Origin of the sequence: uncultured Senegalimassilia sp. (genome assembly GCF_902464545.1) — a bacterium.
Taxonomy (GTDB): Bacteria; Actinomycetota; Coriobacteriia; order Coriobacteriales; family Eggerthellaceae; genus Senegalimassilia.
Genome location: NZ_CABQJR010000018.1, coordinates 1 through 23,214, shown reverse-complemented (window position 1 = coordinate 23,214; position 23,214 = coordinate 1). Strand labels below are relative to the sequence as shown.

The 23,214-nt window shown below is 65.1% G+C and carries 22 protein-coding genes and 1 pseudogene; 1 reads left to right on the top strand and 22 read right to left on the bottom strand.

Going from position 1 to position 23,214, the window contains the following annotated elements:
* Window positions 1–77: 77 nt before the first annotated feature.
* From trmD to RDW26_RS06185, 19 genes and pseudogenes are all read right to left on the bottom strand, one after another.
* The gene (gene trmD / locus RDW26_RS06275; RefSeq protein WP_307982936.1) at window positions 78–947 is read right to left on the bottom strand and encodes a tRNA (guanosine(37)-N1)-methyltransferase TrmD; all 870 of its coding nucleotides are present in this window, start codon (window positions 945–947) and stop codon (window positions 78–80) included.
* Window positions 948–962: 15 nt separating this feature from the next.
* Window positions 963–1,325 carry a hypothetical protein gene (locus tag RDW26_RS06270; RefSeq protein WP_307982935.1) on the bottom strand — a complete coding sequence of 121 codons (363 nt, stop codon included), beginning with the start codon at window positions 1,323–1,325 and terminating at the stop codon, window positions 963–965.
* Between the two features lie 158 nt (window positions 1,326–1,483).
* Window positions 1,484–1,738: a KH domain-containing protein gene (locus RDW26_RS06265; RefSeq protein WP_042434496.1), complete on the bottom strand. Its 255-nt coding sequence runs from the start codon at window positions 1,736–1,738 to the stop codon at window positions 1,484–1,486.
* 7 nt (window positions 1,739–1,745) lie between these two features.
* Window positions 1,746–1,985, bottom strand: a pseudogene (gene rpsP / locus RDW26_RS06260) (30S ribosomal protein S16); the annotation flags it as partial.
* Window positions 1,986–2,306: 321 nt separating this feature from the next.
* On the bottom strand, window positions 2,307–2,813 hold the full coding sequence (locus RDW26_RS06255; protein WP_042434501.1) for a GNAT family N-acetyltransferase: 507 nt from the start codon (window positions 2,811–2,813) through the stop codon (window positions 2,307–2,309).
* Window positions 2,814–3,103: 290 nt separating this feature from the next.
* Window positions 3,104–4,516, bottom strand: a complete 1,413-nt coding sequence (gene ffh, locus RDW26_RS06250; RefSeq protein WP_307982934.1) for a signal recognition particle protein — start codon at window positions 4,514–4,516, stop codon at window positions 3,104–3,106.
* Window positions 4,517–4,776: 260 nt separating this feature from the next.
* Window positions 4,777–5,784, bottom strand: coding sequence for an MBL fold metallo-hydrolase (locus RDW26_RS06245; RefSeq protein ID WP_307982933.1), 1,008 nt, complete (start codon window positions 5,782–5,784; stop codon window positions 4,777–4,779).
* A gap of 5 nt (window positions 5,785–5,789) precedes the next feature.
* Window positions 5,790–6,713, bottom strand: a complete 924-nt coding sequence (gene ftsY, locus RDW26_RS06240; protein WP_307980626.1) for a signal recognition particle-docking protein FtsY — start codon at window positions 6,711–6,713, stop codon at window positions 5,790–5,792.
* A 450-nt stretch (window positions 6,714–7,163) separates the two neighbouring features.
* A complete protein-coding gene (smc, locus tag RDW26_RS06235; protein ID WP_307982932.1) occupies window positions 7,164–10,733 on the bottom strand; it encodes a chromosome segregation protein SMC in 3,570 nt (1,189 codons plus the stop codon).
* A gap of 3 nt (window positions 10,734–10,736) precedes the next feature.
* Complete coding sequence (gene rnc, locus RDW26_RS06230; protein WP_307982931.1) at window positions 10,737–11,582, bottom strand: ribonuclease III; 846 nt, start codon at window positions 11,580–11,582, stop codon at window positions 10,737–10,739.
* Window positions 11,583–11,659: 77 nt separating this feature from the next.
* A complete protein-coding gene (gene plsX / locus RDW26_RS06225; protein ID WP_307982930.1) occupies window positions 11,660–12,673 on the bottom strand; it encodes a phosphate acyltransferase PlsX in 1,014 nt (337 codons plus the stop codon).
* Between the two features lie 125 nt (window positions 12,674–12,798).
* Window positions 12,799–12,978 (bottom strand): 50S ribosomal protein L32, encoded by a 180-nt coding sequence (rpmF, locus tag RDW26_RS06220; protein ID WP_294164335.1) that lies wholly within the window; start codon window positions 12,976–12,978, stop codon window positions 12,799–12,801.
* Between the two features lie 153 nt (window positions 12,979–13,131).
* Window positions 13,132–13,692: a DUF177 domain-containing protein gene (locus RDW26_RS06215; RefSeq protein ID WP_118349784.1), complete on the bottom strand. Its 561-nt coding sequence runs from the start codon at window positions 13,690–13,692 to the stop codon at window positions 13,132–13,134.
* Window positions 13,692–14,168 carry a hypothetical protein gene (locus RDW26_RS06210; protein WP_042434524.1) on the bottom strand — a complete coding sequence of 159 codons (477 nt, stop codon included), beginning with the start codon at window positions 14,166–14,168 and terminating at the stop codon, window positions 13,692–13,694. Before RDW26_RS06210 ends, RDW26_RS06215 begins: the two co-directional genes overlap by 1 nt.
* Window positions 14,169–14,467: 299 nt before the next feature.
* Window positions 14,468–14,953: a pantetheine-phosphate adenylyltransferase gene (gene coaD / locus RDW26_RS06205; protein WP_114620390.1), complete on the bottom strand. Its 486-nt coding sequence runs from the start codon at window positions 14,951–14,953 to the stop codon at window positions 14,468–14,470.
* 14 nt (window positions 14,954–14,967) lie between these two features.
* A complete protein-coding gene (gene rsmD, locus RDW26_RS06200) occupies window positions 14,968–15,597 on the bottom strand; it encodes a 16S rRNA (guanine(966)-N(2))-methyltransferase RsmD (protein ID WP_307982929.1) in 630 nt (209 codons plus the stop codon).
* Between the two features lie 24 nt (window positions 15,598–15,621).
* Entirely contained in the window at window positions 15,622–17,793 is a 2,172-nt protein-coding gene (recG, locus tag RDW26_RS06195; protein ID WP_307982928.1) for an ATP-dependent DNA helicase RecG, read from the bottom strand.
* Window positions 17,794–17,802: 9 nt separating this feature from the next.
* Window positions 17,803–19,434 carry a DAK2 domain-containing protein gene (locus RDW26_RS06190; protein WP_307982927.1) on the bottom strand — a complete coding sequence of 544 codons (1,632 nt, stop codon included), beginning with the start codon at window positions 19,432–19,434 and terminating at the stop codon, window positions 17,803–17,805.
* 50 nt (window positions 19,435–19,484) lie between these two features.
* Window positions 19,485–19,832 (bottom strand): Asp23/Gls24 family envelope stress response protein, encoded by a 348-nt coding sequence (locus RDW26_RS06185; RefSeq protein WP_042434539.1) that lies wholly within the window; start codon window positions 19,830–19,832, stop codon window positions 19,485–19,487.
* 217 nt (window positions 19,833–20,049) lie between these two features.
* Between RDW26_RS06185 and rpmB the strand changes: the two genes are divergently transcribed.
* The gene (rpmB, locus tag RDW26_RS06180) at window positions 20,050–20,241 is read left to right on the top strand and encodes a 50S ribosomal protein L28 (RefSeq protein ID WP_042434542.1); all 192 of its coding nucleotides are present in this window, start codon (window positions 20,050–20,052) and stop codon (window positions 20,239–20,241) included.
* A gap of 288 nt (window positions 20,242–20,529) precedes the next feature.
* Here the strand turns inward: rpmB and RDW26_RS06175 are convergent, their stop codons facing one another.
* The 3 genes from RDW26_RS06175 to RDW26_RS06165 form a co-directional block, all read right to left on the bottom strand.
* Window positions 20,530–21,255: a C4-type zinc ribbon domain-containing protein gene (locus RDW26_RS06175; protein WP_307982926.1), complete on the bottom strand. Its 726-nt coding sequence runs from the start codon at window positions 21,253–21,255 to the stop codon at window positions 20,530–20,532.
* A gap of 65 nt (window positions 21,256–21,320) precedes the next feature.
* Window positions 21,321–22,241 carry a Nif3-like dinuclear metal center hexameric protein gene (locus tag RDW26_RS06170; RefSeq protein WP_307982925.1) on the bottom strand — a complete coding sequence of 307 codons (921 nt, stop codon included), beginning with the start codon at window positions 22,239–22,241 and terminating at the stop codon, window positions 21,321–21,323.
* 100 nt (window positions 22,242–22,341) lie between these two features.
* Window positions 22,342–23,154 carry a histidinol-phosphatase HisJ family protein gene (locus tag RDW26_RS06165; protein ID WP_307982924.1) on the bottom strand — a complete coding sequence of 271 codons (813 nt, stop codon included), beginning with the start codon at window positions 23,152–23,154 and terminating at the stop codon, window positions 22,342–22,344.
* Window positions 23,155–23,214: the final 60 nt, after the last annotated feature.

Genomic DNA, 23,214 nt, shown 5'->3' with positions numbered 1-23,214 from the left:
TACGTTTCCTTTCTACGGGGCCCGCGCAAGCGGCACCCGATAAGCGCTTAGCTGCCTATGATACCGCGCTGCGGCCACTACCGGCCATCGGTCGATAAAGATTGCAGAAATGCCCGGTCGGCGTCGGGCAGCTCCATGCCCTCGAGCAGGTCGGGGCGCAGGCGATAGGTGCGCTCGAGGCTTTGCTCGCGGCGCCATCGGTCGACCGCGCCGTGGTTGCCGGACAGCAGGACCGCCGGCACCTGCATGCCGTTGAAGGTGGCAGGGCGCGTGTACTGCGGGTATTCCAGCAAGCCGTCGGCGAAGCTTTCGCCCAAGGCGCCCGTTTCGGCGCCTAGGACGCCGGGGAGTTTGCGCACCACGGCGTCGATGACCACCATGGATGCCAGCTCACCGCTGGTGAGCACGTAATCGCCCAACGAGATGACCTCATCAGCCAGCGTGTAAGCGCGCTCGTCGATGCCCTCGTAGTGGCCGCAGATGAACAGCAGGCGATCCTGCTTCGCAAGCTCGCAGGCGCACGCGTCGTCGAAACGGCGGCCCTGCGGGGCCAGGAAGATGGTGTAGGGCTTGGAAGCCGCCTGATCGGCAGCGGCGGAGGCGGAGCCTTCGCCGGACGCCTGAGCGGCACCGGAGCTGTCGCCGGGCATCTGGCCGGCAACGTCGGCAGCGCCCTCCCCCGATGCCCTATCGGCCGCATCGGAGCCACCGCACGGCGATGCGCACAGCGATTCGTAAGCCTCGAAGATAGGAGCGCACTTCATGACCAGGCCGTCACCGCCGCCGTAGGGCTCGTCGTCGGTGGTGCGATGGCGGTCGTGCGTCCAATCGCGCAGGTCGTACGCCTTGAAATCCAGGATGCCCTTTTCTTGGGCGATGCGCATCATGGAAGCGCCCATGACGGATTCGTACATATCGGGAAACGTGGACAACGTTTCGATGATCATGGGTACCTCCACAGGTTACAGATCGAGCAGGCCTTGCGGCACGTTGACGTATATGCAGCGCGTCTGCTCATCCACCCCTTCGAGAAACTCGTCCACAACGGGAATGAGCACGGTGCCTTCCTGGCCCTCGCACGCAACTTCCAGCAGATGCTGGCCTGGCATTTCGTTGATGGCCACGGCGGTGCCGATGATGCCGGCTTCGGCGTCCACCACCGTGAAACCCTCGATGCCGCCTTCCTGCAGCTCGAGCACGTCATCGGGAAGGTCTTCCCGGCGCGCAAGAACATAGCAGCCCACCAGGGCATCTGCCTGGTTGGCATCGACGACGGTATCGAAGAACACCGTAGCGCCGCCCCGGGCCTCGGGACGGACCTCCACCACGGTGCCTTGACGCGGAACATCGATCACCGGAGGCACGAAAGCGCAAAAGAGGCCCTCTTCAAGCAAAAAAGGGAGACCCGCCACGCTACGCGCGACGAGCCCTCCCTTCAAGTGCTTAGCTTTCGTGAATTCGGCTACGCGAACCCAAGCGCCCATTAATCGAGCAGCTCCACGTCGACATGGGTGTTCGTGGAAGAAGCCGCAGCACGCGCAAGCGTGCGGATGGCCTTGATCACGCGGCCCTGACGGCCGATGACCTTGCCCGCGTCCTCCTCGTTGACACGAACCTCGACGAAGATGGAGCCATCTTCGGTTTCGCGCGCATCGATGACCAAGTCGTCCGGGTTATCGATGAGCGGACGGATCACGGACTCTACGAGCCCAGCGATTTCCTCGGTCTGCGCTGCCATAAGCTTACGCCTGCTCGCGGAACTTCTTGATGAGGGCGGCAACCGTGTCGGTGGGCTGAGCGCCGTTGGCCAGCCACTTGTCGCACTTCTCCAGGTCGATCTTGATCATTGCGGGCTCGGTCAGCGGGTTGTAACGGCCGATGTCGTCGATGAACTTGCCGTCGCGCGGGCAACGGGCATCGGCAACGACGATACGGTAGTACGGACGCTTCTTGGCGCCGTGACGGGCCAGGCGAATCTTAACCATGAAGAGTAACTCCTTCTTGTTCTTACTTGAATCCTCTTTGCCAGCCCGCAAAAAAGCGCGCAGCAAAACAGCAGTTGTTTATGATAAGGCGAAACGCCTCGATTGACAAGCCTTCGGTTCGGTTATCACCAGGTGTTCACGAATAAAGCGGACAAATGGAGGGTCGCGAGAGATGCCCGAAAGCCTCCTAGCAACCGCGAGCCGCACCTTCTAACGAACCGGATCGCTTGCGCTCGTGGCAACCTTGCGATTGCCGGCGAAGGGAGTCTGCATTCCCCACGCCTCTCGAACCTCTAAACCCGACCGGGCGGTCGTTCAGCCTCAGCAGGGCTGGGCGGTGTCGAGCGTGTCGATGTAGTAGATGAACATGTCCTCGTAGCCGCCGAGGCCGTTGATGAAGCCGCCGGGAATCATGCCGACCTTCGTGAAGCCCATGGACTCGTAGAGGTGCTGGGCAGCCTCGTTGGAGGCGACCACGGCGTTGAACTGCAGGCCGCGGAAGCCCTTCTTACCGCAGGTCTCGATGCAGTTCTCCACCAGCTTGCGGCCAAGGCCGAGGCCGCGCGAGGCGGATGCCACGGCGAAGCTGGCGTTGGCGATGTGCGCGCAGCGCCCGATGCCGTTGGGATGCAGGATGTACATGCCGAAGATGATGCCGTTCACATCGGCCACCATGGTAGCGGTCTGAGCGGAGAAGAACTCGTCGGCGTTCTGCTCGGTCAGCGGCGTGACCTGCGGGAACGCGTCGCCCGCTTCCACAACCTCGTTCCAGATGCGCACCATGGCCTTGATATCGTCTGCGGTGTACGGACGGATCTGCAGCTCCATTGGTTTCCCCTTTCGTTTTCAGACGCTCCCCTGTTGCGCCTGCTAGGTTTCAGTTTCGCACATTATGCCAAGCCCTGCGCTTGTCGCAGGAGCAAGCGCTTCTGGCGCCGGTGTCCCGGCAAGGCCGGCAAGGACGCCGACGATGCATCGCATTCCGACAAAGCATCACGAGCACGGGCCTTATATGCCACGCCCGCGAAGCCGATGATGGAATGCCGCGTGCCGCAGCCTCGTGAGGCGCCCGCAACCGCATTGTCGAGCGGCTCCAGCAACCGTCACGCGGACCGGAACTATTTGATGTCGCCCATCATGTCCTGGATCTTCTTCAGGTCCGACATCTTCATGCCGCCCATGCCCGGGATGCCGCGGCGGCGCTTGCCCTTCTTGCCGCGCTTGCCCTTGCCGCCCATCTCCTCGACGGCCGGCATCATGCGCTTCATCATCTTCTTCGTCTCATTGAACTTCTTCATGAGCTGGTTGACCTCGGTGACCGACACGCCGGCGCCGGCGGCGATGCGGGCACGGCGGCTGCCGTTGAGCAGGTCGGGCTTCTCGCGCTCGGCCTTGGTCATGGAGTTGATGATCACCTCCATGCGATCGAGCGCGCCCTCGTCGACCTGGCCCTGGCCCAACGCCTTGTCTCCGCCGGGAAGGGCGCTGATGAGCTTGGAGACGCCGCCCATCTTGCGGATCTGGCGGTTCATGGTGACGAAGTCGTTGAGCGTGAGCTGGCTTTTCATGAGACGTTCGGTCTCGGCCTGCTCCTCTTCCTGCTGCTGGACCTTCACCGCCGACTCGATGAGGCTGAGCATGTCGCCCATGCCCAGGATGCGGCGGGCCATGCGGTCGGGATGGAACTCCTCGAGCGAATCGGGCTTCTCGCCAGCGCTGATGAACTTGATGGGCTTGCCCGTGACCTCGCGGATGGAAAGCGCGCCGCCGCCGCGGGCGTCGCCGTCCATCTTCGACATGATGACGCCGTCGAAATCGACGCGCTCGGAGAAGGCCGCGGCCACGTTGACCACGTCCTGACCGGTCATGGCGTCGACGACCATAAGAATCTGATCGGGCTTGACGGCCGACTTGATGGCCTGGGCCTCTTCCATCATCTGCTCGTCGACGTGCAAACGGCCCGCCGTGTCGACGATGACCACGTCGCGCAGGTTGTCGATGGCGTCCTGCACGCCGCCCTTGGCGATGGCCACCGGGTCCTTGCCGTCGCCGCGGAACACGCGCACGCCGATTTCATTGCCGAGCGTTTCCAGCTGATCGGCTGCGGCGGGACGGTACACGTCGCAGGCGGCCAGCAGCGGGCTGTGGCCTTCCTGCTTCAGGCGGTACGCCAGCTTGGCGGCTGCGGTGGTTTTACCGGAGCCCTGCAGGCCCACCAACATGATGATGTTGGGGATGCGGCTGGAGAGCACCAGCTTGCTGTCGGTGCGGCCGAGCAGCTCAGTGAGCTCGTCGGTGACGATCTTGATGACGTTTTGCGTCGGGGACAGGGAGTCGAGCACCTCGGCGTCAAGGCAGCGCTCCTTCGTGCGCGCCACGAACTGCTTGACCACCTTGAAGTTGACGTCGGCTTCGAGCATGGCCATGCGCACCTCGCGCATGGCGGAGTTGATGTCGTCCTCGGTCAGGCGGCCCTTGCCGCGCAAGCCCGAGAAGATGCCTTGCAGGCGATCGGAAAGGTTATCGAACATGAAGCGCCTCTTCTTGCGTGTCACGTATGCTTACAATCTTTTGGATTATAGCCGAAGGGCGGCGGGCGGAAACCTTCGGCCGGCAAAACAGCGAAGCGAGCCCATAAGGGCCCGCTTCGAGATGTCAAATTGCGAGGAGCTAACCACGTGAACAGGGGACGGAGGTGTGTTCACGGGAAACGTTCGCGCTTCCGAAAACGAACCGTGAACACACCTCCGTCCCCTGTTCACGTCCCGCCGCCTGCCGCGATGACCGCCGTTTACTTTGCGGATTCGTAGAGCTGAATGCCGTCGCCGTAGGTTTTCGCTGCAATGCTGCCGTCGGCCACGAGGTGCTTCAGGTACACGATGCCCTGGGTGAGCATGATGTAGCGCTGCATGATGGGGATGTCCTCCCAGTCGTCGAAGGGCACGTTCCACCTGATAGCGCGAATGATCTGGTAACCCGACAAGCGCGGGTTGCGCGCGACGATGCCGCACACCTCGTCGAGTCGCTTCAGGTGATGCTGGACCAGCCAATCGAGGCGCTGCTCGAAATCGGGGCGGATGGGGCCGTGCGAATGGAACAGCTGCGAGATATGCAGGTCCTGCACGCGCTTGATGCTGTCAAGGTATGCCTGCAGCCCGTCGCCTTCGCGCGGGAACAGCGCGATGGAAGGGCTGATGACGAACAACGCGTGGTCGCCGCCGAACAGGATACGGCTTTGCGGCTCGAACAACGACAGATGCCCGGGCGTGTGGCCGGGCGTTTCCACGACCTGCAGCTCGTAGCGACCCACCGTAACCGTGTCGCCTCCGCGCACGAAAGCCGTCCGCAGGCGCTGCGGGTCGAACAGGGGCTGCTCGATACCCAAGCGCGCAGCCGTGGTGGCGTCGGACAGCGCCACGCCCTGCTGGCGATACGTCCGCGTGAGCGCATCGACGAACACGCCGGTGCGCGTGACGCGCGCCTCGCCCAGCTCGACGCCGCCCACGAACAGCGGCGCGCCCTCGGGGACCACGCGGTCGATCAGGCCGGCATGGTCCAGGTGGAAGTGCGTAAGGAACCACTTGGCGCGGCCGCGGTCCACGCCCAGCTCGTCGAGGGCGTCCGACAGCACCTTCGCGCCCTCATCGGAAGGCGCGCCGGTATCCACCACAAGCGCTTCGCCCTGATCCATGATGACGTAGCAATTGGTGGCGGAGGTGGAGATGTTCTCGAAGGGCACCTGCACAAGATACACGTCGGGCGCGTGGAACACCTGTTCGATGCAAGCCGAGGTATCCATGGCGGTTAGGCTTGGCGCTGATCGAACGCGCCGACAAGAGCGCGAGCGAAATCATGGGCGTCGAAATCGCGCAGATCGTCAAGGCCCTCGCCCACGCCGATCTTGATGATGGGCAGCTCAAGCTCGTGGCTGACGGCAAGCGCGATGCCGCCCTTGGCCGTGCCGTCGAGCTTCGTGACGATGAGCGCGTCCAGCTCGAGCTCGCGGTTGAACTCGCGCGCCTGCTGCAGGCCGTTCTGGCCGGTGGTGGCGTCGATGACGAGCACGGTGTAGACGGGCAGCTTCGAGCGCTTGCGCACCACGTTGACGACCTTCGCCAGCTCACGCATAAGATCTGCCGAGGTGTGAAGGCGCCCGGCGGTGTCGATGAGCACCAGGTCGGCGTCCTCGGCCTCGGCGCGCTCGATGGTGTCGTAGCACACGCTTGCCGGATCGGCGCCGCGCTCGCGCGTGACCATCTCCACGTCGGCGCGCTTCGCCCACACCTCGAGCTGCTCGATGGCGGCGGCGCGGAACGTGTCGGCGCTGCCCAGGATGACCTTGCGGCCAGCGTCGTGCGCTTCCTTGGAAAGCTTGCCCACCGTGGTGGTCTTGCCCGTGCCGTTGATGCCGACGAACAGCACGCACGCCGGATCGCCGCCGAGGATCTCCTGACCGCCTTGCGTGAACGTATCGGCGATCTGGTCGTTGAGCATGTCGAGCACGGCGTAGGCATCGGGAAGCGCCTTGCGCGTGGCCTGGTCGCGCAGGTTCTCAACGATGTCGCACGACGCCGCTCCGCCGATGTCGGCCAGGATGAGCGTTTCCTCCAGGCCGTCCCAGAACTCCTCGTCAAGGTCGGGACCGCGGTCGAGGAGGACGTTCATCTCCTCCTTGAACTTGTCACGAGAACGTTGCAGCCCTTGGCTGATGCGGTCGAAAAATCCCATGTTGCTCCTCTTGTGTCGCAAACCGTCGCATAGTGCGCGATGCCCGGCGGCGCCGTCGGCGGATCGCATGCCCGCAAGCCGACCTGAGCTCGGCCGGCCAGCTATGACCCGACACCCGACGACATGCTTGCAGGTCGATCTGCAAGCATGTCCGGCGCATCACGCGTTTGATTCGTGAAGAAGTATACCCTGCTGCCACGCCCTCGGCATCCCGGGCAGCAGGCGAACACGAATTCAGCGGGGACAGGGCCGGTTACAATCGGTAACCGGCCCTGTCATCACGCACGATATTCGCCTTTTGGCTGTTTCGCACTGAGCGCTCTTCGCGCCTGGTTCGATTCATGCAAACCCGGAACCTTGGAAGGAATCTTCCCGCCCCACCAGAAAGTACCCGGCATCGCGTCCAGCATCACCGCATCTCCCAGCGCGTTGTCCTACGCGACACCTTCCCTATTCCGCGTACTTCAGGGCGTGGTCGAGCTTCTGGCTGATCACCTTGGTGACGCCGTCGGATTGCATGGACACGCCGAAGAGCACGTCGGACATCTCCATGGTGCGGCGCTGGTGCGTGATCATGATGAGCTGCGTGTCGTTGCGGATGGACTGCAGATACGCCGTGAGCCTGCGCAGGTTGCTGTCGTCAAGCGCCGCCTCAACCTCGTCGAGGATGTAGAACGGCGCGCTGCGGATGCGGTAGACCGCGAACAGCAGCGCAAGCGCCGTAAGCGACTTCTCGCCGCCGGACATGAGCATCATCTTCGTGATGCGCTTGCCCGCCGGCTGCGCGCTGACCTCCACGCCCGTGTTCTCCAGGTCGTCAGGGTCGGTGAGGATGAGCTCGGCCGAGCCGCCCGGGAACAAGGTGGCGAAGATGCTGCGGAAGTTGTCGTTGACCGCGTTGAACGTGCTGACGAAGTCATCTTTCATGCGCGCATCGATGACGCGGACGATCTTGGCAAGGCTGCGGCGCGCGCCGTCGAGGTCTGCCAGCTGGGCCGCCAGGTAATCGTAGCGGCTGCGCAATTGCTCGTACTCCTGGGCGGCATCGGGGTTGATGGCGCCCATGTTGGCGATGCGGCGACGCAGCTTGAACGCGTTCTCCTCGGCGGCTCCACGATCTTCGAGCTCGGGAAGCGCAAGCGCCGTCTCAAGCGGCACCCCCATGTCTTGGACGATGGAGTTGACGGCAGCATCGACGCGCACCTCCAGCCGGCCCTTCTCCACACGGGCCGCCGACAGGCGCGCGTTCACGTCATCGTAAGCGTCGTGGGCGGCCTTTGCCTGCTCGCGCGCAGCGGTGACCTGCGCATGCAGGCCCGCCGACGAATCTTGCGCCTGCTGGGCCCGCTGCTCAAGGTCGTGCGTCCAGCGACGGGCGCTTGCGGTGAGCTCCTCGAACACCGCCAGAAGCGGCGCGATGCGGCGCTGCGCCACGATCTTGCGCGCCAGCTGGTTTTTCAGCTCGTCCTCGGCGGCGTCCACCGCGGCCACGTCGCGGCCGCGAGCGTCCACGATGCGCGCGGTATAAGTGTCGCGCTCGCGCAGCGTGGCAGCCGAGAGCTTCGCCTCCGACAAGCCGTCACGCAGCTGCGCCGCCTCCTTGCGAAGCGGCACCACCTTGGCTTCAAGCTCCTCAGTGCGCACGGCACGGGCTTGGCCCGCTTGCGCAAGCTCGGCCAGCTGCGCCTCAAGCTTGTCGACGTTAGGGCGCGCCTCGGCGACCGTCTTATCCGCCTGCTGGCGCTGGCGCTCGACGTCGGCGAACTCGCGGCGCGTGGACGCGAGCGCATCGGCGGCGCGCTTGGCCTCGGCCGACGCCGCCTGCGCGGCTCCACGGCGCTCGGCCAGCTGCTGGGAAAGCTGAAGGCTTTCTGCCTGGGCGGCGCGCAACGCCTCCTCGGCTTGGCGCTCCGTCTGTTCGGCTTCCTTATGCTGTTCGGATGCGATACGAAGCGATGCGCGCAGCTCGTCGAGCTGTCGCGCACGGGCCAAGGCGCCCTCGGCGCCGGCGTCCACCGTTCCCACCGTGAGCTTGCCGCTGGGCCAGGCGATGCACCCATCGGCCGACACGAAGCGCACAGGGACAGCCGAGCGATCTTGCATGCGCGCCGCCTGAGCATGACGCGCCGCCTCGAAGGTTTCGCACACCACCACGTCGCCGAGCAGGGCCTCCACCGTGGACGCTGCCTGCTCGGGGTATTCCAGCATGTCCACAAGCGCCGTGCCGCCGGAAGCCTGCGCGGCCTGGCGCGCGGAGGCGCCGGAACGCATACCGCCGGCGGGAAGCAGCGACACCTGGCCGTCACGACCGCTTTCCAGCACGCTGCCCGCAAGGCCCGCCGCAGCATCGACCGAAGGGGTCATAAGCGCCTCGGCATCGCCGGAGAGCAGATGCTCCACAAGCGCCTCGAAGCCCTGCGGCGCGCGCACGACGCGGGCCAGGGGCTCGAGCTGCTGACCGGATATGCGCGCATGCTCGATGAGCCATGCGCGGGCAGGCCCAGCTGCGGCCGATGCGCGCTCAACCTCCTCGAGCGCGGAAATGCGGCTTTCGAGCGAGGTGACCTGGCGATGAGCCTCGTCAAGCGCGGCACGGGCGGCATCGCGCTCTTTAATGGCCGCGGCGACGGCGCCGCGCGCCTGCGATTCGGCCTGCTGGGCATCATCGAGCGAGCGCTGGGCGGAAGCACGGGCGTCCTCGAGCTTTTGAGCCTGCTCCTCAGCGTGGCCGAGCGCCAGCTCGAGCTCCTTGGCGCGCCCTTCCACCAGCTTGGCATGGGCCAAGCCGTTGGCAAGCGCCTCCTGCGTTTGCGACAGGCGGCGCCGCGCGTCCTCGGAAGCGCGATCGTCGGCGCGGCCCTGGCGCTTGAGCTGATCGAGCTCGTCCTCCACGCTGCGGCGGGCCTGGGCGTTCTCGCGACGGGAGTCGTCAAGGCGCTCGACGGCGGCCTTCGCGGCGGCATGGTCGCGGCGCACCGCCTCAAGCTGGGCTGCCGCCTGCTCGCGCTCGGCAACGGCCTCGGCGCGCTTAGCGCGGCCCGACTCCAGCTTCACGCGCACATCGGCCTCAAGGCCCTGCGCCCCACGGCGCTTCTCGTGCAACAGCAGCACGGCGCCGTCGAAGCGCTCCACTGCCGACGACGCACGCTGATAGCTGCGCGACAGGTCGCCTGCATTCTGAGTTTGCTTGCGGATCTGCTCCTGCAACGCCTCGGCGGCGGCTTCCGCAGTGGAAATGTCCTGATGACGAGCCTGAAGGTCTTCCACCAGCTGATGCTCGCCGGCGCAAGCCTCATCCCAGCTTTGACGCAGGCAACGCAGGTCGTCCACGGCCAGCGCCAAGCTGACGTCGGTAAGCTGCCCGGAGAGCTCTTGGTAAGCGCGGGCCTTCTTCGCCTTGCGCTCGAGCGGTCCGAGCTGGCGGCCCACCTCGCCCGCCACATCGCGCACGCGCGCGAGCGTGGCATCCATGGCGGCCAGCTTGCGCTCGCTTTTCGCCTTGCGCTGCTTGTGCTTGAGCACGCCGGCGGCCTCCTCGATGAGCGCGCGGCGGTCCTCGGGCTTGGATTGCAGGATGGAGTCCAAGCTGCCCTGGCCGATGATCGAATGCGTGCCGGTGCCCAAACCGGAATCGTGCAGGATGTCGAGCACGTCCATGCGGCGCGCCACGCTGCCGTTGATGAGATACTCGCTTTCACCGCTTCGATACATGCGTCGCGTGATGGAAACCTCGTTGAAGTCGACCGGCAGCTTGCCATCGGAGTTGTCGAGCACCAGCTCAACCTCGGCAAGGCCCGTGGCCTTTCGGGCCGACGAGCCTGCGAAGATGACGTCTTCCATAGCCTGGCCGCGCAGATGCTTGGCATTGCGCTCGCCAAGCACCCACAGCACGGCATCGGAGATATTGGATTTGCCGGAGCCGTTCGGACCCACTACGGCGGTGATGCCCGGCTCCAGGGAAAGCGCGCTTCTGTCGGCGAACGACTTGAAGCCCTTGAGCACGAGCGACTTCAAGTACATGCGTTAGCCCTGTTTCATGCTCTTATGCAGCTCGCGCTCATGCTTCTTGCGCGCCTTCTCCTCGGCACGAGCCGCAGCCTTGTCTGCCTTGGCCTGCTTGGCCGCGGCGGCCTTCTCGGCGCGGGCCTGCTCATCCATGCCCAAACCGAAAAACTCGCCGAGACGCGACAGCGTGGACTTCGCCGCCTGGCTTTCCGCTTCCTTCTTCGTGCGGCCCGTTCCGCGCGCCAGACCCTGATTGCCTGCGAACACCTGCGCCACAAACGTGCGGTCATGCGGCGGTCCCTGCGTTTCCACCAGCTTATAGGTGGGCGTGATGCCGTCTTCCTGCAGGCGCTCCTGCAGCGCGCTTTTGGGGTTCTCCGGCTCGAGTGCCATGTCCTCGGACATGCGCGGGATAAGCGTGCGATAGATGAAATCGCGCGCCGCCTCCACGCCGCCGTCCAGGTACAACGCGGCCACCACGGCCTCGTAGACGTTTTCGAGCGCGGAATGCAGGCCGCGCTTGCCCGTGCCCGTTTCCGAGGAGCCGAACACGATGATGTCGGCGAAGCCAAGGCCCGACGCCACATCGGACAGGCTTGCGCCCGACACGAGCGCCACCTTGATGCGCGTCAAACCGCCTTCGTCGAGCTCATGGAAGCGCTCGAACGCGACGTCGGCGACGATGGCGCCCAAGATGGAGTCGCCCAGAAACTCCAGGCGCTCGTAGGAATACTTCACTGCACGGCCTTCGATGGCCGATGGGTGCGTGATAGCGGACAAGATGAGCTGCTTGTTGGAAAACGAGTAGCCCAGGACCTCCTCCGCCCTCTGCAGTTTTGAGGCTTGTTCTTCTGTAAAGGTCATGCAACCTCCGAAACCGTTATGAATGAGAATCGATGATGATACGACCATACCGCATAAAGCGGCTGGTCCCTATGGTGTTACTTGATTGTATCCGAGCCGTTTCCAGCCTGGGCCATGTGCTGAATTATTTCAGAAACGTCCTGGCGCACCACGCGCGCCGTAGTGAGCACGCCGTTTTCGATGGCCGCCGCGCCCGAGCTTCCGTGTCCGACGATACAGGCGCCTTTCACGCCGAGAAGCGGGGCGCCGCCGTAGGTGTCGGGCGACACCTGGCTTTTCAAGCCCTTCAGACCGTCTTTGACGCACAGGGCGCCGATCTTGCCCTTCGTGGTGGACATCATGGCGTCCTTGATGGCGCCGAACAGCACCTTCGAGGCGCCCTCGATGGTCTTCAGGCACACGTTGCCGGTGAACCCATCGGTGACCACCACTTCGTACTGCGCGCCGAGCACATCGCGGCCCTCGCAGTTCCCGGCGAAGTTGGGCAAGCGCTTGGCCATGAGCTGATGGGCCTCCTGGGCAAGCGCGTTGCCCTTGGTGTCCTCCTCGCCGATGTTGAGAAGCGCGGCTTTGGGCGACTCGTAGCCCAAGATCTTCTGCGCATACACGCTGCCCATCTGGGCGAACTGCACCAGGTACTCGGGCTTGCAATCGGCGTTGGCGCCGACGTCGCACAGCACGATGGGGCGGACGGGGCTAGGCACGACCGTGGCCAAACACGGGCGCGAGATGCCCTTGATGCGCCCCATGACCAGCGTGGCGGCCGCCAGGCAGGCGCCCGTGGAGCCGGCGGAGAAGAAACCTTGGGCCTGGCCTTCCTTGACCAGGCGGCAGCCCACCACGATGGAACTGTCCTTCTTCTTGCGCACGGCCTGCGCGGGGTGCTCGGCCATCTCGATGACCTCGGCGGCAACCTGTGCGCGGCAGCGTGCGTGCTGCGCGGCGAACGGCTCGACCACGTCGGCGGGACCGCACAAGATGACGGTAAGCCCCTCATCGGCGGCAAGCGCCGCCGCCACGCCCTCGAGCACGACCTCGGGAGCGTTGTCGCCGCCCATGGCATCCACTGCGATGGTGACGTTGTCTGTCATATTGACACCCTTTCCCTAGCAGGCGTTGCGCGCCGAGGGGACGGCGCTGCTAAACGCAAGAAAGCCTCTCTGCGCCAATGGCGCCGCAGAGAGGCTTCAAGTTGCAATTGCACGCTGTGACGGCGTTACTCCGTCTCGATGACCTCGCGGTTCTTGTAGAAGCCGCAGTTCGGGCACACGCGGTGGGGAAGCTTAGCCTCGCCGCACTGAGGGCACACGGAACGGGAAGGGGCTGCGATCTTGTCGTTGGTGCTACGACGTGCATGAGTGCGGGCGCGGCCCATTTTTTGCTTAGGTACTGCCATGATCTATCTCCTTGCTTTATGTCGGGCGCGCGTGGCGCTCGCTCGTTCGCTTGGTAAACACGCGAAGCGATATACTACCAAAGTGTTCCTGCGCATGCAAGTGCCTGTTCGCCAGGCGCACACAAACCCATGCAGGTTCCATAATCCGGGCAGCTACTCGCCCAGATCCAGGTCCTTCAGAGCGGCGAAGGGGCTGACGCGGCCGTCGGACATGCGCGGCAGGCCGTCGTCGGGCTGAGCGGAGCATGCGCACGGCCCTTCGTTGAGGTTGGCGCCGCACTGCGCGCACAATCCGGCGCAGTCCTCTCGGCACAGGGGCACGAGAGGCGCCTCCACCAGAAGCGCGGCGATGATAAGCGGCTCCAAGTCGAGGATCTTGTCGGCGCCGAGCACTTCGAACTCGTCGTCGTCCATGTCCTCGGGAGCCGGACCGTCCTCGGAGAGCAGGAAGTAGCCTTCCACTTCCCCGTTGAGGTCAACCTGGAAGTCATCCAGGCAGCGTGCGCACGCGACCGTTGCCGTGCCACGGGCGCTGCCCATGACCAGAAGCGCGTCGCCGGTGTTGGTGACGGTGACGTTCCAGTCCACGGGCTGCGAGAACGTATAGGTATCGGGGCCCGCCTCAAGCGCCCCCAAGGCAAGTTGCCCTGCAAAAGAGGAGCTCTCCGTGGTAACGAAGAGCTCCGGCGGGACCTCGAACTTCACGGCGTCCATTATTGGCGACCCTGCGCCATGGCGTTGGCGTTGAGGCGGTCGCGGCAACGGCGCACGTTGTTGAGCAGCGTATCGAGGCTTTGCTCGACGTGGCCGAACACCTCGTCGGCGTAATCTTCCGCACCGGCGCGCGTCTGACGCTCGAGCTCGCGCGCATCGGCGACCAGCTGGTCGGCCTGCTGCTGGGAGATGCGCACGATCTCCTGCTCGGAGGCGATGGTCATCGCCTGGCTGCGTGCATCCTCGATCATGCGGTTGGCCTCGGCCTCGGCATCATCGAGCAGGCTTTGACGCTCGCGCACGATCTGGCGCGACTGCGAGAACTCGCTGGGGAACGTGTCGCGGATCTCGTCCATGATCTCGAAAGCTGCAGCGATATCCACCTGGCGCAGGTTGCCCTTGCCGAACACCGGCTTAGAGTCCTCAAGCAGAATCGAGAGCTCTTCCAAAAGCCCCAGAACCCCTGTTTCGTCCATGATGATCCTTCCACCCAGGCTTGCTGCGTTTGAAAACTGCGTTTAGGCACACGGGCATAAGGCCACGCATGCAGATAAGCATGATAGCATGCCGCCCGCCGCTTGCACCTGAAGAACAAAGCATGCACATACGATGCGCCCCGCCCAAACACGGGCGAGGCGCATCCAACCTGCGCAAGCGCGCGATGCCGGCAAGCACTTCGCGTACCCGGATTCGGACGGGCGGCAACGGCCCTACGCAGGACGGCACCACGGCAGATCTTCGCCCGCCGGCGAAAGAGCCGGCGGAGGCATCCGTCCTACTGCAGGTTCGCGTACTTCTTCTTAAGCGCCTCGTAGACGCACGGGGGCACGAACTGCTGGATATCCCCGCCCATCTTCGAGATCTCGCGCACGATGGAGCTGGACAGGTACATGTACTGCGGCGGGGACATGATGAACAGCGTCTCGAGCTGCGGGGAAAGCTGGTAGTTCATGGCCGTCATCTGGAACTCGTACTCGAAGTCGGTGATGGCTCGCAGGCCCTTGACCACCACGGTGGCGTCAAGCTCCTTGGCGAAATCGACGAGCAGGCCCTTGAAGGGCTCCACGCGCACGTTGGGCAGATGCGCGGTGGCTTGACGGACCAGCTCGACGCGCTCCTCGAGCGTGAACAGAGGGCCTTTCTTCTGGGAATCGGCGACGGCGACCACAACCTCGTCCACCAGCTGGGAGGCGCGGGCGATGACGTCGAGATGCCCCGAGGTGATGGGGTCGAACGTGCCGGGGGTCAATGCGCGTTTCATGACGCTGCTCCTTCTTAGTCGTTATCGGACGCGGCGCGCTCGCCGGCGCGCAGCACGTCCACGGTAGTATCGCCGTACTTCTTGCGGGATGCAAGCTCGAAGCCCAGCTCGGCGGCTGCCAGGGCGGATGCATCGTTGCCGGCAAGCGAATGCTCGTAGACCACGATGGCGTCGGGGGCGGCCACGCCGCGCTCCACCAAACCCGCCACCATGCCCAGCACCGCCATGGCGTCGTAGGCATAGGGCGGGTCCAGGAAGATCAGGTCGAACGGCGGGCGGGCGAACTGCGGGGCACGCTCGATGACGTCGGCGCGCATGACGGTGGCGCGGGCCGGCTCGAGGCCCAGATTCGCCACGTTCTTCTGCACGACCTTCGCCGCCTCGGGGGCGCACTCGTAGAACACCGCGCGGGCTGCGCCGCGCGACAGGGCCTCCAGGCCGAGCGCGCCCGACCCGGCGAAGGCGTCGAGTACCACGGCGTCCTCGAAGCCGCCGCGCTGGCTGAACACGGCGCTCATGAGCGACTCGCGCACGCGGTCGGTAGTGGGACGGGTGCCGTCGCCCTTAGGTGCGGCCAGCGTTCGACCGCGGAACTGACCTGCGATGATCCTCATACCTACCTCTTTCTGGAACCGCACCGTCATAGGGCGCGGCTCGAAACGTATCGGCTATCTTGCGGGCGCCTGCTCGGGAAACGTGCGACGAAGCTCGAGCGCGAGCGCCTGGTGATCGGGCTCGGCAAGCCCGGGGTCCGCCGCCATGATGGCGGCGGCATCGGCGTGCGCGGCCTGGATGACCCGCTCATCGCGCACGATGTTGACGAGCTTCAGCGCGCTCGCTCCGCTTTGCCGGTTACCCAAGATGTCGCCCTCGCGCCGCAGCGACAAGTCGTATTTCGCCAGCTCGAAACCGTCATCGGTGCCCTCCATGGCGGCAAGGCGCGCCAGGGACTGCTCGGATTTCGAGGTGGAGACCAAAAACACCTGCGCCGGCTTCTCGCCGCGGCCCACGCGCCCGCGCAGCTGATGGAGCTGCGAGAGCCCGAAACGGTCGGCGTCCATGACGATCATGACCGTGGCGTTGGGCACGTCCACGCCCACCTCGATGACGGTGGTCGCCACGAGCACCTGCGTTTCGTTGTCGCGGAACCGGCCCATGACGGCGTCCTTGTCGGCGGGCTTCATGCGCCCGTGCAACAACTCCACATGCCAATCGGCGAACACCGTCTGCTGCAGATAGGACGCTTCCTTGGTTGCGGCCGTGACGTTATCGCCGGCGAAATCGGCGTCCGACTCGATGCTGATGGACGCGAACTCGTAGGCCTCCTCGTCGGCTTCCCTGCCCCGACCTCCGGCCCGCTTATCGCGCGCTTCGGCATCCTGCCCGATAAGCGGGCAAACCACGTACACCTGCTCGCCGCGAGACAGCGCCTCGCGCGCCGCATCGTAAGCCCTGCCCTGATCGGCCTTCGACACGACGTGCGTGGTGCGGCGGGCCGAGTCGTTGGGACGGTGCTTGATGTAGGACAGCGTCATATCGCCGAACACCGCCAGCGCGAGCGTACGGGGAATGGGCGTGGCCGTCAGGTAGAGCGCATCGGGGGCTTCGCCCTTGGAAAGGAGCGCCGCGCGCTGCTCCACGCCGAAGCGCTGCTGCTCGTCGATGACCGCGAGCGTGAGACGCTTGAAGCGAACATCGGGCTCGAGCAGCGCGTGCGTGCCGATGAGCACGCAGATGCCGCCGTCGACGGCGCCTTCGATCAGACGGGCGCGCTCGTCATCGGACGTGGAGCCCGTGAGCAGGCCCCAGGTGACGCCCACTTCGTCGAACCACTTCCCCAGCGACGCGGCATGCTGGCGCGCGAGCACCTCGGTGGGCGCCATGAGCGCCGCCTGGGTGCCCGTGTCGGCCACTGCGGCAAGGGCGAAGGCCGCGACGGCGGTTTTGCCCGTGCCCACGTCGCCGAGCAGCATGTGGTTGGCCGCCTCGGGCGCCGCCATGCGCGCAAGGATGTCGGCGCGGGCCTGCTGCTGTTCCTCGGTGAGGGCGAACGGCATGACGCAGTCGAGCGCCGCCGCGCACGGGCCGTCAACCACATGCGCCGTCGGCTGCGCTCCGGCGGTACGCTGCGCAGCCTGCGACATGAGCACGAGCTCGAGCAGCAGCAGCTCCTCGTATACCAGGCGGCGGCGCGCTTCGGCCGCCTCCTCCATGGTATGCGGGAAATGGATGCACGACAGCGCGGCGCCGCGCGCCATGAGCCGATACCGCACGCGCAGATCGAGCGGCAGCGGATCGTAGCAGCCTTGCACGGCATCGAGCGCGTTTCCCACCAAACGGCGCATCCACGCTGCCGAGATCTTCTCGCATGCCGGATGCACGGGGATGATCATGCCCTCGGCCATCTGGCCGTCGCCGAGCTGCTCGATATAGGGGTTCACCATGCGCTTGAAGCCGTAATCGAACTCCACCTTGCCGGCGACGGCGATACCCATGCCGGGTTTGAGCTGGTCTTTCAACCAAGGCTGGCGAAAGCAAGTGACCATGAGCACGCCGGTTGCGTCCACCACCGCGATCTCGACGAGCGTGAGGTTGGGGCGCGGACGCTTGAGCTTGACCTCATGGACGGACCCCTGGATAGTGCACGACCCGCCGATGCGCGCGCCGGCGACGGTCTCGCGCTTCGACAGGTCTATGTAGCGTCGGGGAAAGTGCGTGAGCAGGTCGCGGACCGTGCGCACGCCCAAACCCGCAAGCGCCTGCGCGCGAGCCGGGCTGACCAGCTTCACGCGCGACGCGGGTTCATCTAAGGCTAATGTTGCTGCGAGCCTATCGGCCACGTTGCCGCCCTACTCCACGGAGAAGACGATGGGGTACAGGGGCTGATCGCCGCGGTGCGCGTCGATCTCCAAGTCCTCGTAGGCTTGCTCGATGCGCTCCTGCAGCGCCTGGAAGTCCTCTTCGGAGAGGTCTTCGCCGGCGAGCAGCGTGCAGGTGTCGCAATCGTCGGCCTCCATGTGCTCGAGCAGGCCCATGACGACGTCGGAAACGCTGTGGCCTACGGCATGGATGGCGCCGTCGGCGATGCCGATGACGTCGCCATCGGCGATGGCGTTGCCCTCGGCGTCCTTGGAATCCTTGATGGCGGTGGTGACCTCGCCGGTCTTGACGTCGGCGAACGCTTCGGTCATGGCCTCGACGTTATCCTCGAGCGACGCCTCTCCGTCAACGCCGAACATGGCTGCGAAGGCCTGCGGAACGGACTTGGTGGGCACGACGCCCGCCGGGATGTCGGACAGCTCGCAGGCGGACTGGGCGGCCATGATGATGTTCTTGTTGTTCGGAAGGAAGATGACCGCGTCGGCGTTGACCTTGGCGGCGGCATCGAGCAGGTCCTTCGTGGAGGGGTTCATGGTCTGACCGCCGGAGACGACGACGTCGACGCCGAGCGACTCCAAGATCTTGGCGTTGCCCTGGCCGGCGGCGACGGCCACGAACCCGAGCGGCTTGTGCTCGGCATGCTGCTCGGCCTCGAGCTTCTCGGTGCGCTCCTCGGACTGCAGCTTCATATTGTGGATGAACACCTCGGAGATCTGGCCGCGCTCCAGGAAGTACGCCAGCACCTTGTCAGGCGTGTTGGAGTGCACGTGCACCTTGAACTTCGGGGTCTCGCCCACGCACAGCTCGCAGTCGCCCATGGTTGCCAGGAAGTCCAGCGCCTCAGCCTTGTCGAGCGTGTCGGAATCCACCAGGAACTCGTTGCAGTAGGTGAACTCGCTACCCTCCCAGTCGTTGATCTGCTCGATCTCGACCTTCGGAGCGGCGTCGCGCGCGAAGGCCAGCTCGTCGACGAGAGGGCCTTCCTTACCCGTGAGGGCGGCCACGAAGCCGTCGATGAGGATGGCAAGGCCGTAGCCGCCGGAGTCCACCACGCCGTTCTCCTTCAGCACGGGAAGCAGCTCGGGCGTGCGCTGCACGCTGGCATACGCCTGCTCGACGACGTGGGACAGCGCCTCATCGGCCGACATCTTCTTCTTGCGGGCATACTTGGCGGCGGCAGCGGAGTCCTTCAACACGGTGAGGATGGTGCCCTCGACGGGCTTGCGCACCGCGTGAAACGCCACGTCCTGGGCCTTGGCCAGGGCGGACTCGATGGACTCGGCGCAAACGGCGTCGAAGCCGTTGGAGCCTTCGCACAGGCCGCGCAAGATCTGCGAGGTGATGACGCCGGAGTTGCCGCGCGCGCCCATGAGCGCGCCGGTGGTGATGGCCTTGCGGATCTCGGCGGCGGAGGCGCCGATGGGCAGCTTGGCCAGGCTTGCAACGACGGATTCCAGCGTCAGCGACATGTTCGTGCCGGTGTCGCCATCGGGCACGGGGAAGACGTTGAGGCGGTTGACCTCGTCTTTGCGCGCGCTGAGGTTTTTGCTGGCGGCCGCGATGGCGTTGACCAGGTCGTTGCTGGTATAGGTACTAGACATTGATGGGATTCTCCTTCATTGGGGCAGGCGGCAAGACGCTTGGGCGCGCGCTACTTGCGGACCTTCACGCCCTGCACATGCACTTCAACCCCGTCCAGCGGGACGCGCGCATACTCCTTCAAGACGAACGTGACCTGGTCGACCAGGTTCTGGGACACCGTGTTGATATTGGTGCCGTACTCGATGACGACGTACAGCGCCACGTGCACGCCGGCATCGGTGGCGGTGACCGTCACGCCGCGGCGCAGGCGGCTGGCGGGCAGGATCTTGGCGATTCCGTCGGCAGCGGAAGGTGCGGCCATGCCGACGACGCCGTAGCACTCGAGAGCGGCGTTGCCGACCATGTCGGCCAGGACATCGTTGGCAACGTGGAGGTTGCCGGGAATGGTATCGTTCATGGCGTTCCTTTCTGGCTCGCATATGCGGGCTCGAAACTTCTGCTGGCAGTATAGCGCATGCAATTGTGCAGACGGTATGCATGCATGGCGCATGCAAGGCATAAACACGAAATAATCTTGTGATGCTGCAAGTACGTGTGGTATAGTTGGAGGGCTTTTTGTGCAAGAGCGGCGTTCGCGCCGATACATGCAACCTAGGTACATGGAGTGATGAATAATGTCTAAAGTTTGCGAAATCTGCGGTAAGGGCCCCGTTGCCGGTCGTAACGTCAGCCATTCCCACCGCGTGACGAACCGTTGGTTCCGTCCCAACATCCAGAAGGTCACCATCAAGGACGCCAAGGGCCATGTCCGCAAGGCCAACGTCTGCACCAAGTGCATGAAGGCCGGCAAGGTCACCCGCGCGTAACACCTTCGCGGAACATCCCATACGGGAAAACGAAGGCCCCCGCTCTGCGAGCGGGGGCCTTCTTACGTTCGGGAGGCTTTACCGCCGGGCGGAACCCTGGCAACCAGAACCATATGCGAACCCGATTCCGCGAGGGTTGCCTATACAGGGATTGAATCCCCTGCCTTGCGAGCGCCCGATCCGCAAACGCTTACAGCTCCGCCCTGGCAATAGAAGGCGGCGACCCCGCCCCAAACAGGGACGGGGCCGCCGCACAAACCCGTAATCGATGGTAAGCGAAGCAGCACCCTAATGCGCCCGCAAGATAAGCAGACGGCCGCAGTTGGGGCACGTGGCCACGTTGCCCTGGGAGCGCATGTCGATGACGCGGCCGTGCTCGATGGGCGTGCGGCATGCGCCGCAACGCTCTTCCACAAGCAAGGCCAAAGGTACGCCGGCGGTGGCTGCGGCGGTCCGCTCGTAGAGCTTCATATCTTCGGCGGGCACGCGTTGAGCCATAGACTTGCGCTTGGCCTGCATGTCGGCGATGCGCTGCTTCAGCTCGCCGCCTTTTTGCGCGAACGCGGCGCCGGCGCTGTTCTCGATGCCCTCGAGCTGCCCTAGCGCCGCGGCGACCTGGGCGCGCACCGCCTTGATCTTCTCCAGCTCGGCATCGACGGCGCGCATATCCTCCTCAAGGACATCCCGGCGCTCCTGGACGCCCGTCAGCTCCTTGGTACGCGCATCGACGGTGCGGAAATCGCCTTGGGCCTGCTCGATCTCGTCCTGGATGCGGCGGGCCTTCTCGGCCAGGCCGTCATCCTCCTCGGTGATGCGCGCAAGCTTGTCCTCTGCCTTAGCTGCAAGCTTCTCCACCTGTTCCGCCTTGGCGGCGACAGCACGCTTCTTCGCCATGGCATCGGCGATAGCCTTGCGCTCGGGCAGTTCCTGGAGCTGCTTCTCGGCGCGGATGATTTGCACATCGAGTTCCTGCATATGCAAAAACGCGGCCAAAACCTCGGAGTCGATCCTCATGCGAATCCTTTTCGTTCGGGCGCCCCGCGTGCAGCCATACCGCGGCGCAGGGCGCGGTTTGCAAGTTACACGCGCACGGCCTCGGGGTAGGACCACCTGTCGCGCTGCGACACCACCGCGACCAGCTCATCGGGCACCCCGGCATCGCGCACGCTGGCGGCGAGCACGCCGCAGAACGGCAGCTCGGAGGTATCGTGACCAAGATCGATCACGGCCATGCCGGCCTGGGACAGATCGAGCGCATCATGGTATTTGACCTCGCCCGCCACGAGCACGTCGGCGCCGGCGGCAAGGGCAGCGCGACCCGTGGGGCCCGCCGATCCCGTGCAGGTGACGATGCTGCCAACCGCACGCTCGAAGCTCCCCCACACGCGCGGCGCGCGGCCGAACACGCTGGTGCAGCGCGCGGCAAGCTGGCCGAACGTCATCCTCTCGGCAGGAGCGCACAGCTGGCCGTAGCCCTTCTCGGCGCAGCCCGCCTTCGGCTCCACCACCCCGCGCAGCGACAGCCCCAGCATGCCGGGCAGCATACGCTGGGCCCGGGCGGAAACGTCGAGGGCGGTATGGAAGTTCATGAGCGCCACGCCCCGCTGGATGGCGCGATACACCACGGCGCCGGAGTTCAGCGCCGGCGACGATGCCGGCTGGAACGACGTGGGCGGAGTCAAATAAGCCGGATGATGCGTGACGAGCACGTTCGCACCCGCGTCTGCGGCCGCATCGATAGCGCCTACCGTAGGATCGAGCGCCACGGCCACCGCTCGCACCGGCGCGGCAGGATCGCCCACCAGAAGGCCGGTGCGGTCCCACTCCTCGGCGTCGGCCGCCGGAAACTCAGCCAGGAGCGCCTGCTCAAGCGCGCCCACCGAAAGTTGGAAGCTTTTGGCACGCAAACCGCCGACCTCCACGCGCAACAGCTCAGACTTGCCTTCGCCCTGCACGCCCTTTTCCTTGGAACCTTCGATCTTGATCTTCTTCGAAGCCATGTCCATCAAGTCCTTCCATGTGATGAGGCTTCCCTTGGAATGACCGGGGCTGCAGGCCCCGGTCATGCGCCCCGACGCTTCGACGGGGCTTTCGCCGCTTTTACTCTAGCGCAATCTGGCGCCGGTCGCCCGTTGGGGTGGGAACCGTCACGCAGCGGTAGCCCGCCTCGTACATCGCCGCAAGCCCGGGCATGAGGTTGCGATCGACCACGGCCGGGTCGTGCGCGTCGGTGCCGATGGAGCACGGGATGCCGGCGCGACAGAACGTGCGCAGAAGGTCGGGCGCGGGGAACAGCTCGGCGCACGCATAGGTAAGCCCCGAGGTGTTCACCTCCACCATGCGGCCACTCGATTGCACGGCCTCGGCTGCTTCGTCGTAGAGCGACTGGGGGTTGAAGCTGGGACGATAGCCGAACTTCTTCACCAGATCGGGGTGCGCCATGCACGTGAAGGGCATGTCGGTGCAGCTGGCGGCCTGGCACCACACCTCGAAATAGCGACGCCACACGGAATCGACGCCCACGTCGTGCCAGCGCGCCTCTTGAGCCGGGTCGTCGAAGGCCCAGCCGTCAAGATAGTGCACGCTGCCGAGCACGTGGATGAAGTTGGAGAAGTCGAGCGCGGAGAAGTCGCGGTCCTCCTGCGCGCCGAGCCAGTCGATCTCGCAGCCGGGGATGACCTGCATCTCGGGATGCGCGGCGGCCGCTGCGGCGATATCGATGAGGTAATCGGGCAGGCGATCCCACGCCATGGAGACCACGTTGTCGGGATCCATGGCCGCCGACATGGGGTAATGCTCGGTGACGGCGATGGCGCCGAGCTTGGCGGCCGCGGCGGCGTCCACCAGCTCGGCAACGGTGCCGTGGCCGTGGCCGGTGTAGTTCGTATGCGTGTGCATGGTTACCAGTTCCATGCGGGCTCCTATCTTTTAGTTGTTGCATTTGGGAGCCGAATATCGAATGCTTTCAGGTGC

Excerpts from the sequence above, each read along its gene's own strand:
- plsX (WP_307982930.1), bottom strand. The coding sequence starts at position 12,673 with ATGACAGACAACGTCACCATCGCAGTGGATGCCATGGGCGGCGACAAC.
- RDW26_RS06185 (WP_042434539.1), bottom strand. The coding sequence starts at position 19,832 with ATGAACGATACCATTCCCGGCAACCTCCACGTTGCCAACGATGTCCTG.
- RDW26_RS06210 (WP_042434524.1), bottom strand. The coding sequence starts at position 14,168 with ATGGACGAAACAGGGGTTCTGGGGCTTTTGGAAGAGCTCTCGATTCTG.
- RDW26_RS06190 (WP_307982927.1), bottom strand. The coding sequence starts at position 19,434 with ATGTCTAGTACCTATACCAGCAACGACCTGGTCAACGCCATCGCGGCC.
- smc (WP_307982932.1), bottom strand. The coding sequence starts at position 10,733 with ATGTACTTGAAGTCGCTCGTGCTCAAGGGCTTCAAGTCGTTCGCCGAC.
- coaD (WP_114620390.1), bottom strand. The coding sequence starts at position 14,953 with ATGAAACGCGCATTGACCCCCGGCACGTTCGACCCCATCACCTCGGGG.
- RDW26_RS06165 (WP_307982924.1), bottom strand. The coding sequence starts at position 23,154 with ATGGAACTGGTAACCATGCACACGCATACGAACTACACCGGCCACGGC.
- ftsY (WP_307980626.1), bottom strand. The coding sequence starts at position 6,713 with ATGGGATTTTTCGACCGCATCAGCCAAGGGCTGCAACGTTCTCGTGAC.
- rnc (WP_307982931.1), bottom strand. The coding sequence starts at position 11,582 with ATGACCTTTACAGAAGAACAAGCCTCAAAACTGCAGAGGGCGGAGGAG.
- RDW26_RS06265 (WP_042434496.1), bottom strand. The coding sequence starts at position 1,738 with ATGGCAGCGCAGACCGAGGAAATCGCTGGGCTCGTAGAGTCCGTGATC.
- RDW26_RS06215 (WP_118349784.1), bottom strand. The coding sequence starts at position 13,692 with ATGGACGCCGTGAAGTTCGAGGTCCCGCCGGAGCTCTTCGTTACCACG.
- rpmF (WP_294164335.1), bottom strand. The coding sequence starts at position 12,978 with ATGGCAGTACCTAAGCAAAAAATGGGCCGCGCCCGCACTCATGCACGT.
- rpmB (WP_042434542.1), top strand. The coding sequence starts at position 20,050 with ATGTCTAAAGTTTGCGAAATCTGCGGTAAGGGCCCCGTTGCCGGTCGT.
- ffh (WP_307982934.1), bottom strand. The coding sequence starts at position 4,516 with ATGTTCGATAACCTTTCCGATCGCCTGCAAGGCATCTTCTCGGGCTTG.
- RDW26_RS06170 (WP_307982925.1), bottom strand. The coding sequence starts at position 22,241 with ATGGCTTCGAAGAAGATCAAGATCGAAGGTTCCAAGGAAAAGGGCGTG.
- trmD (WP_307982936.1), bottom strand. The coding sequence starts at position 947 with ATGATCATCGAAACGTTGTCCACGTTTCCCGATATGTACGAATCCGTC.
- RDW26_RS06175 (WP_307982926.1), bottom strand. The coding sequence starts at position 21,255 with ATGAGGATCGACTCCGAGGTTTTGGCCGCGTTTTTGCATATGCAGGAA.
- RDW26_RS06245 (WP_307982933.1), bottom strand. The coding sequence starts at position 5,784 with ATGGATACCTCGGCTTGCATCGAACAGGTGTTCCACGCGCCCGACGTG.
- RDW26_RS06255 (WP_042434501.1), bottom strand. The coding sequence starts at position 2,813 with ATGGAGCTGCAGATCCGTCCGTACACCGCAGACGATATCAAGGCCATG.
- rsmD (WP_307982929.1), bottom strand. The coding sequence starts at position 15,597 with ATGACGGTGCGGTTCCAGAAAGAGGTAGGTATGAGGATCATCGCAGGT.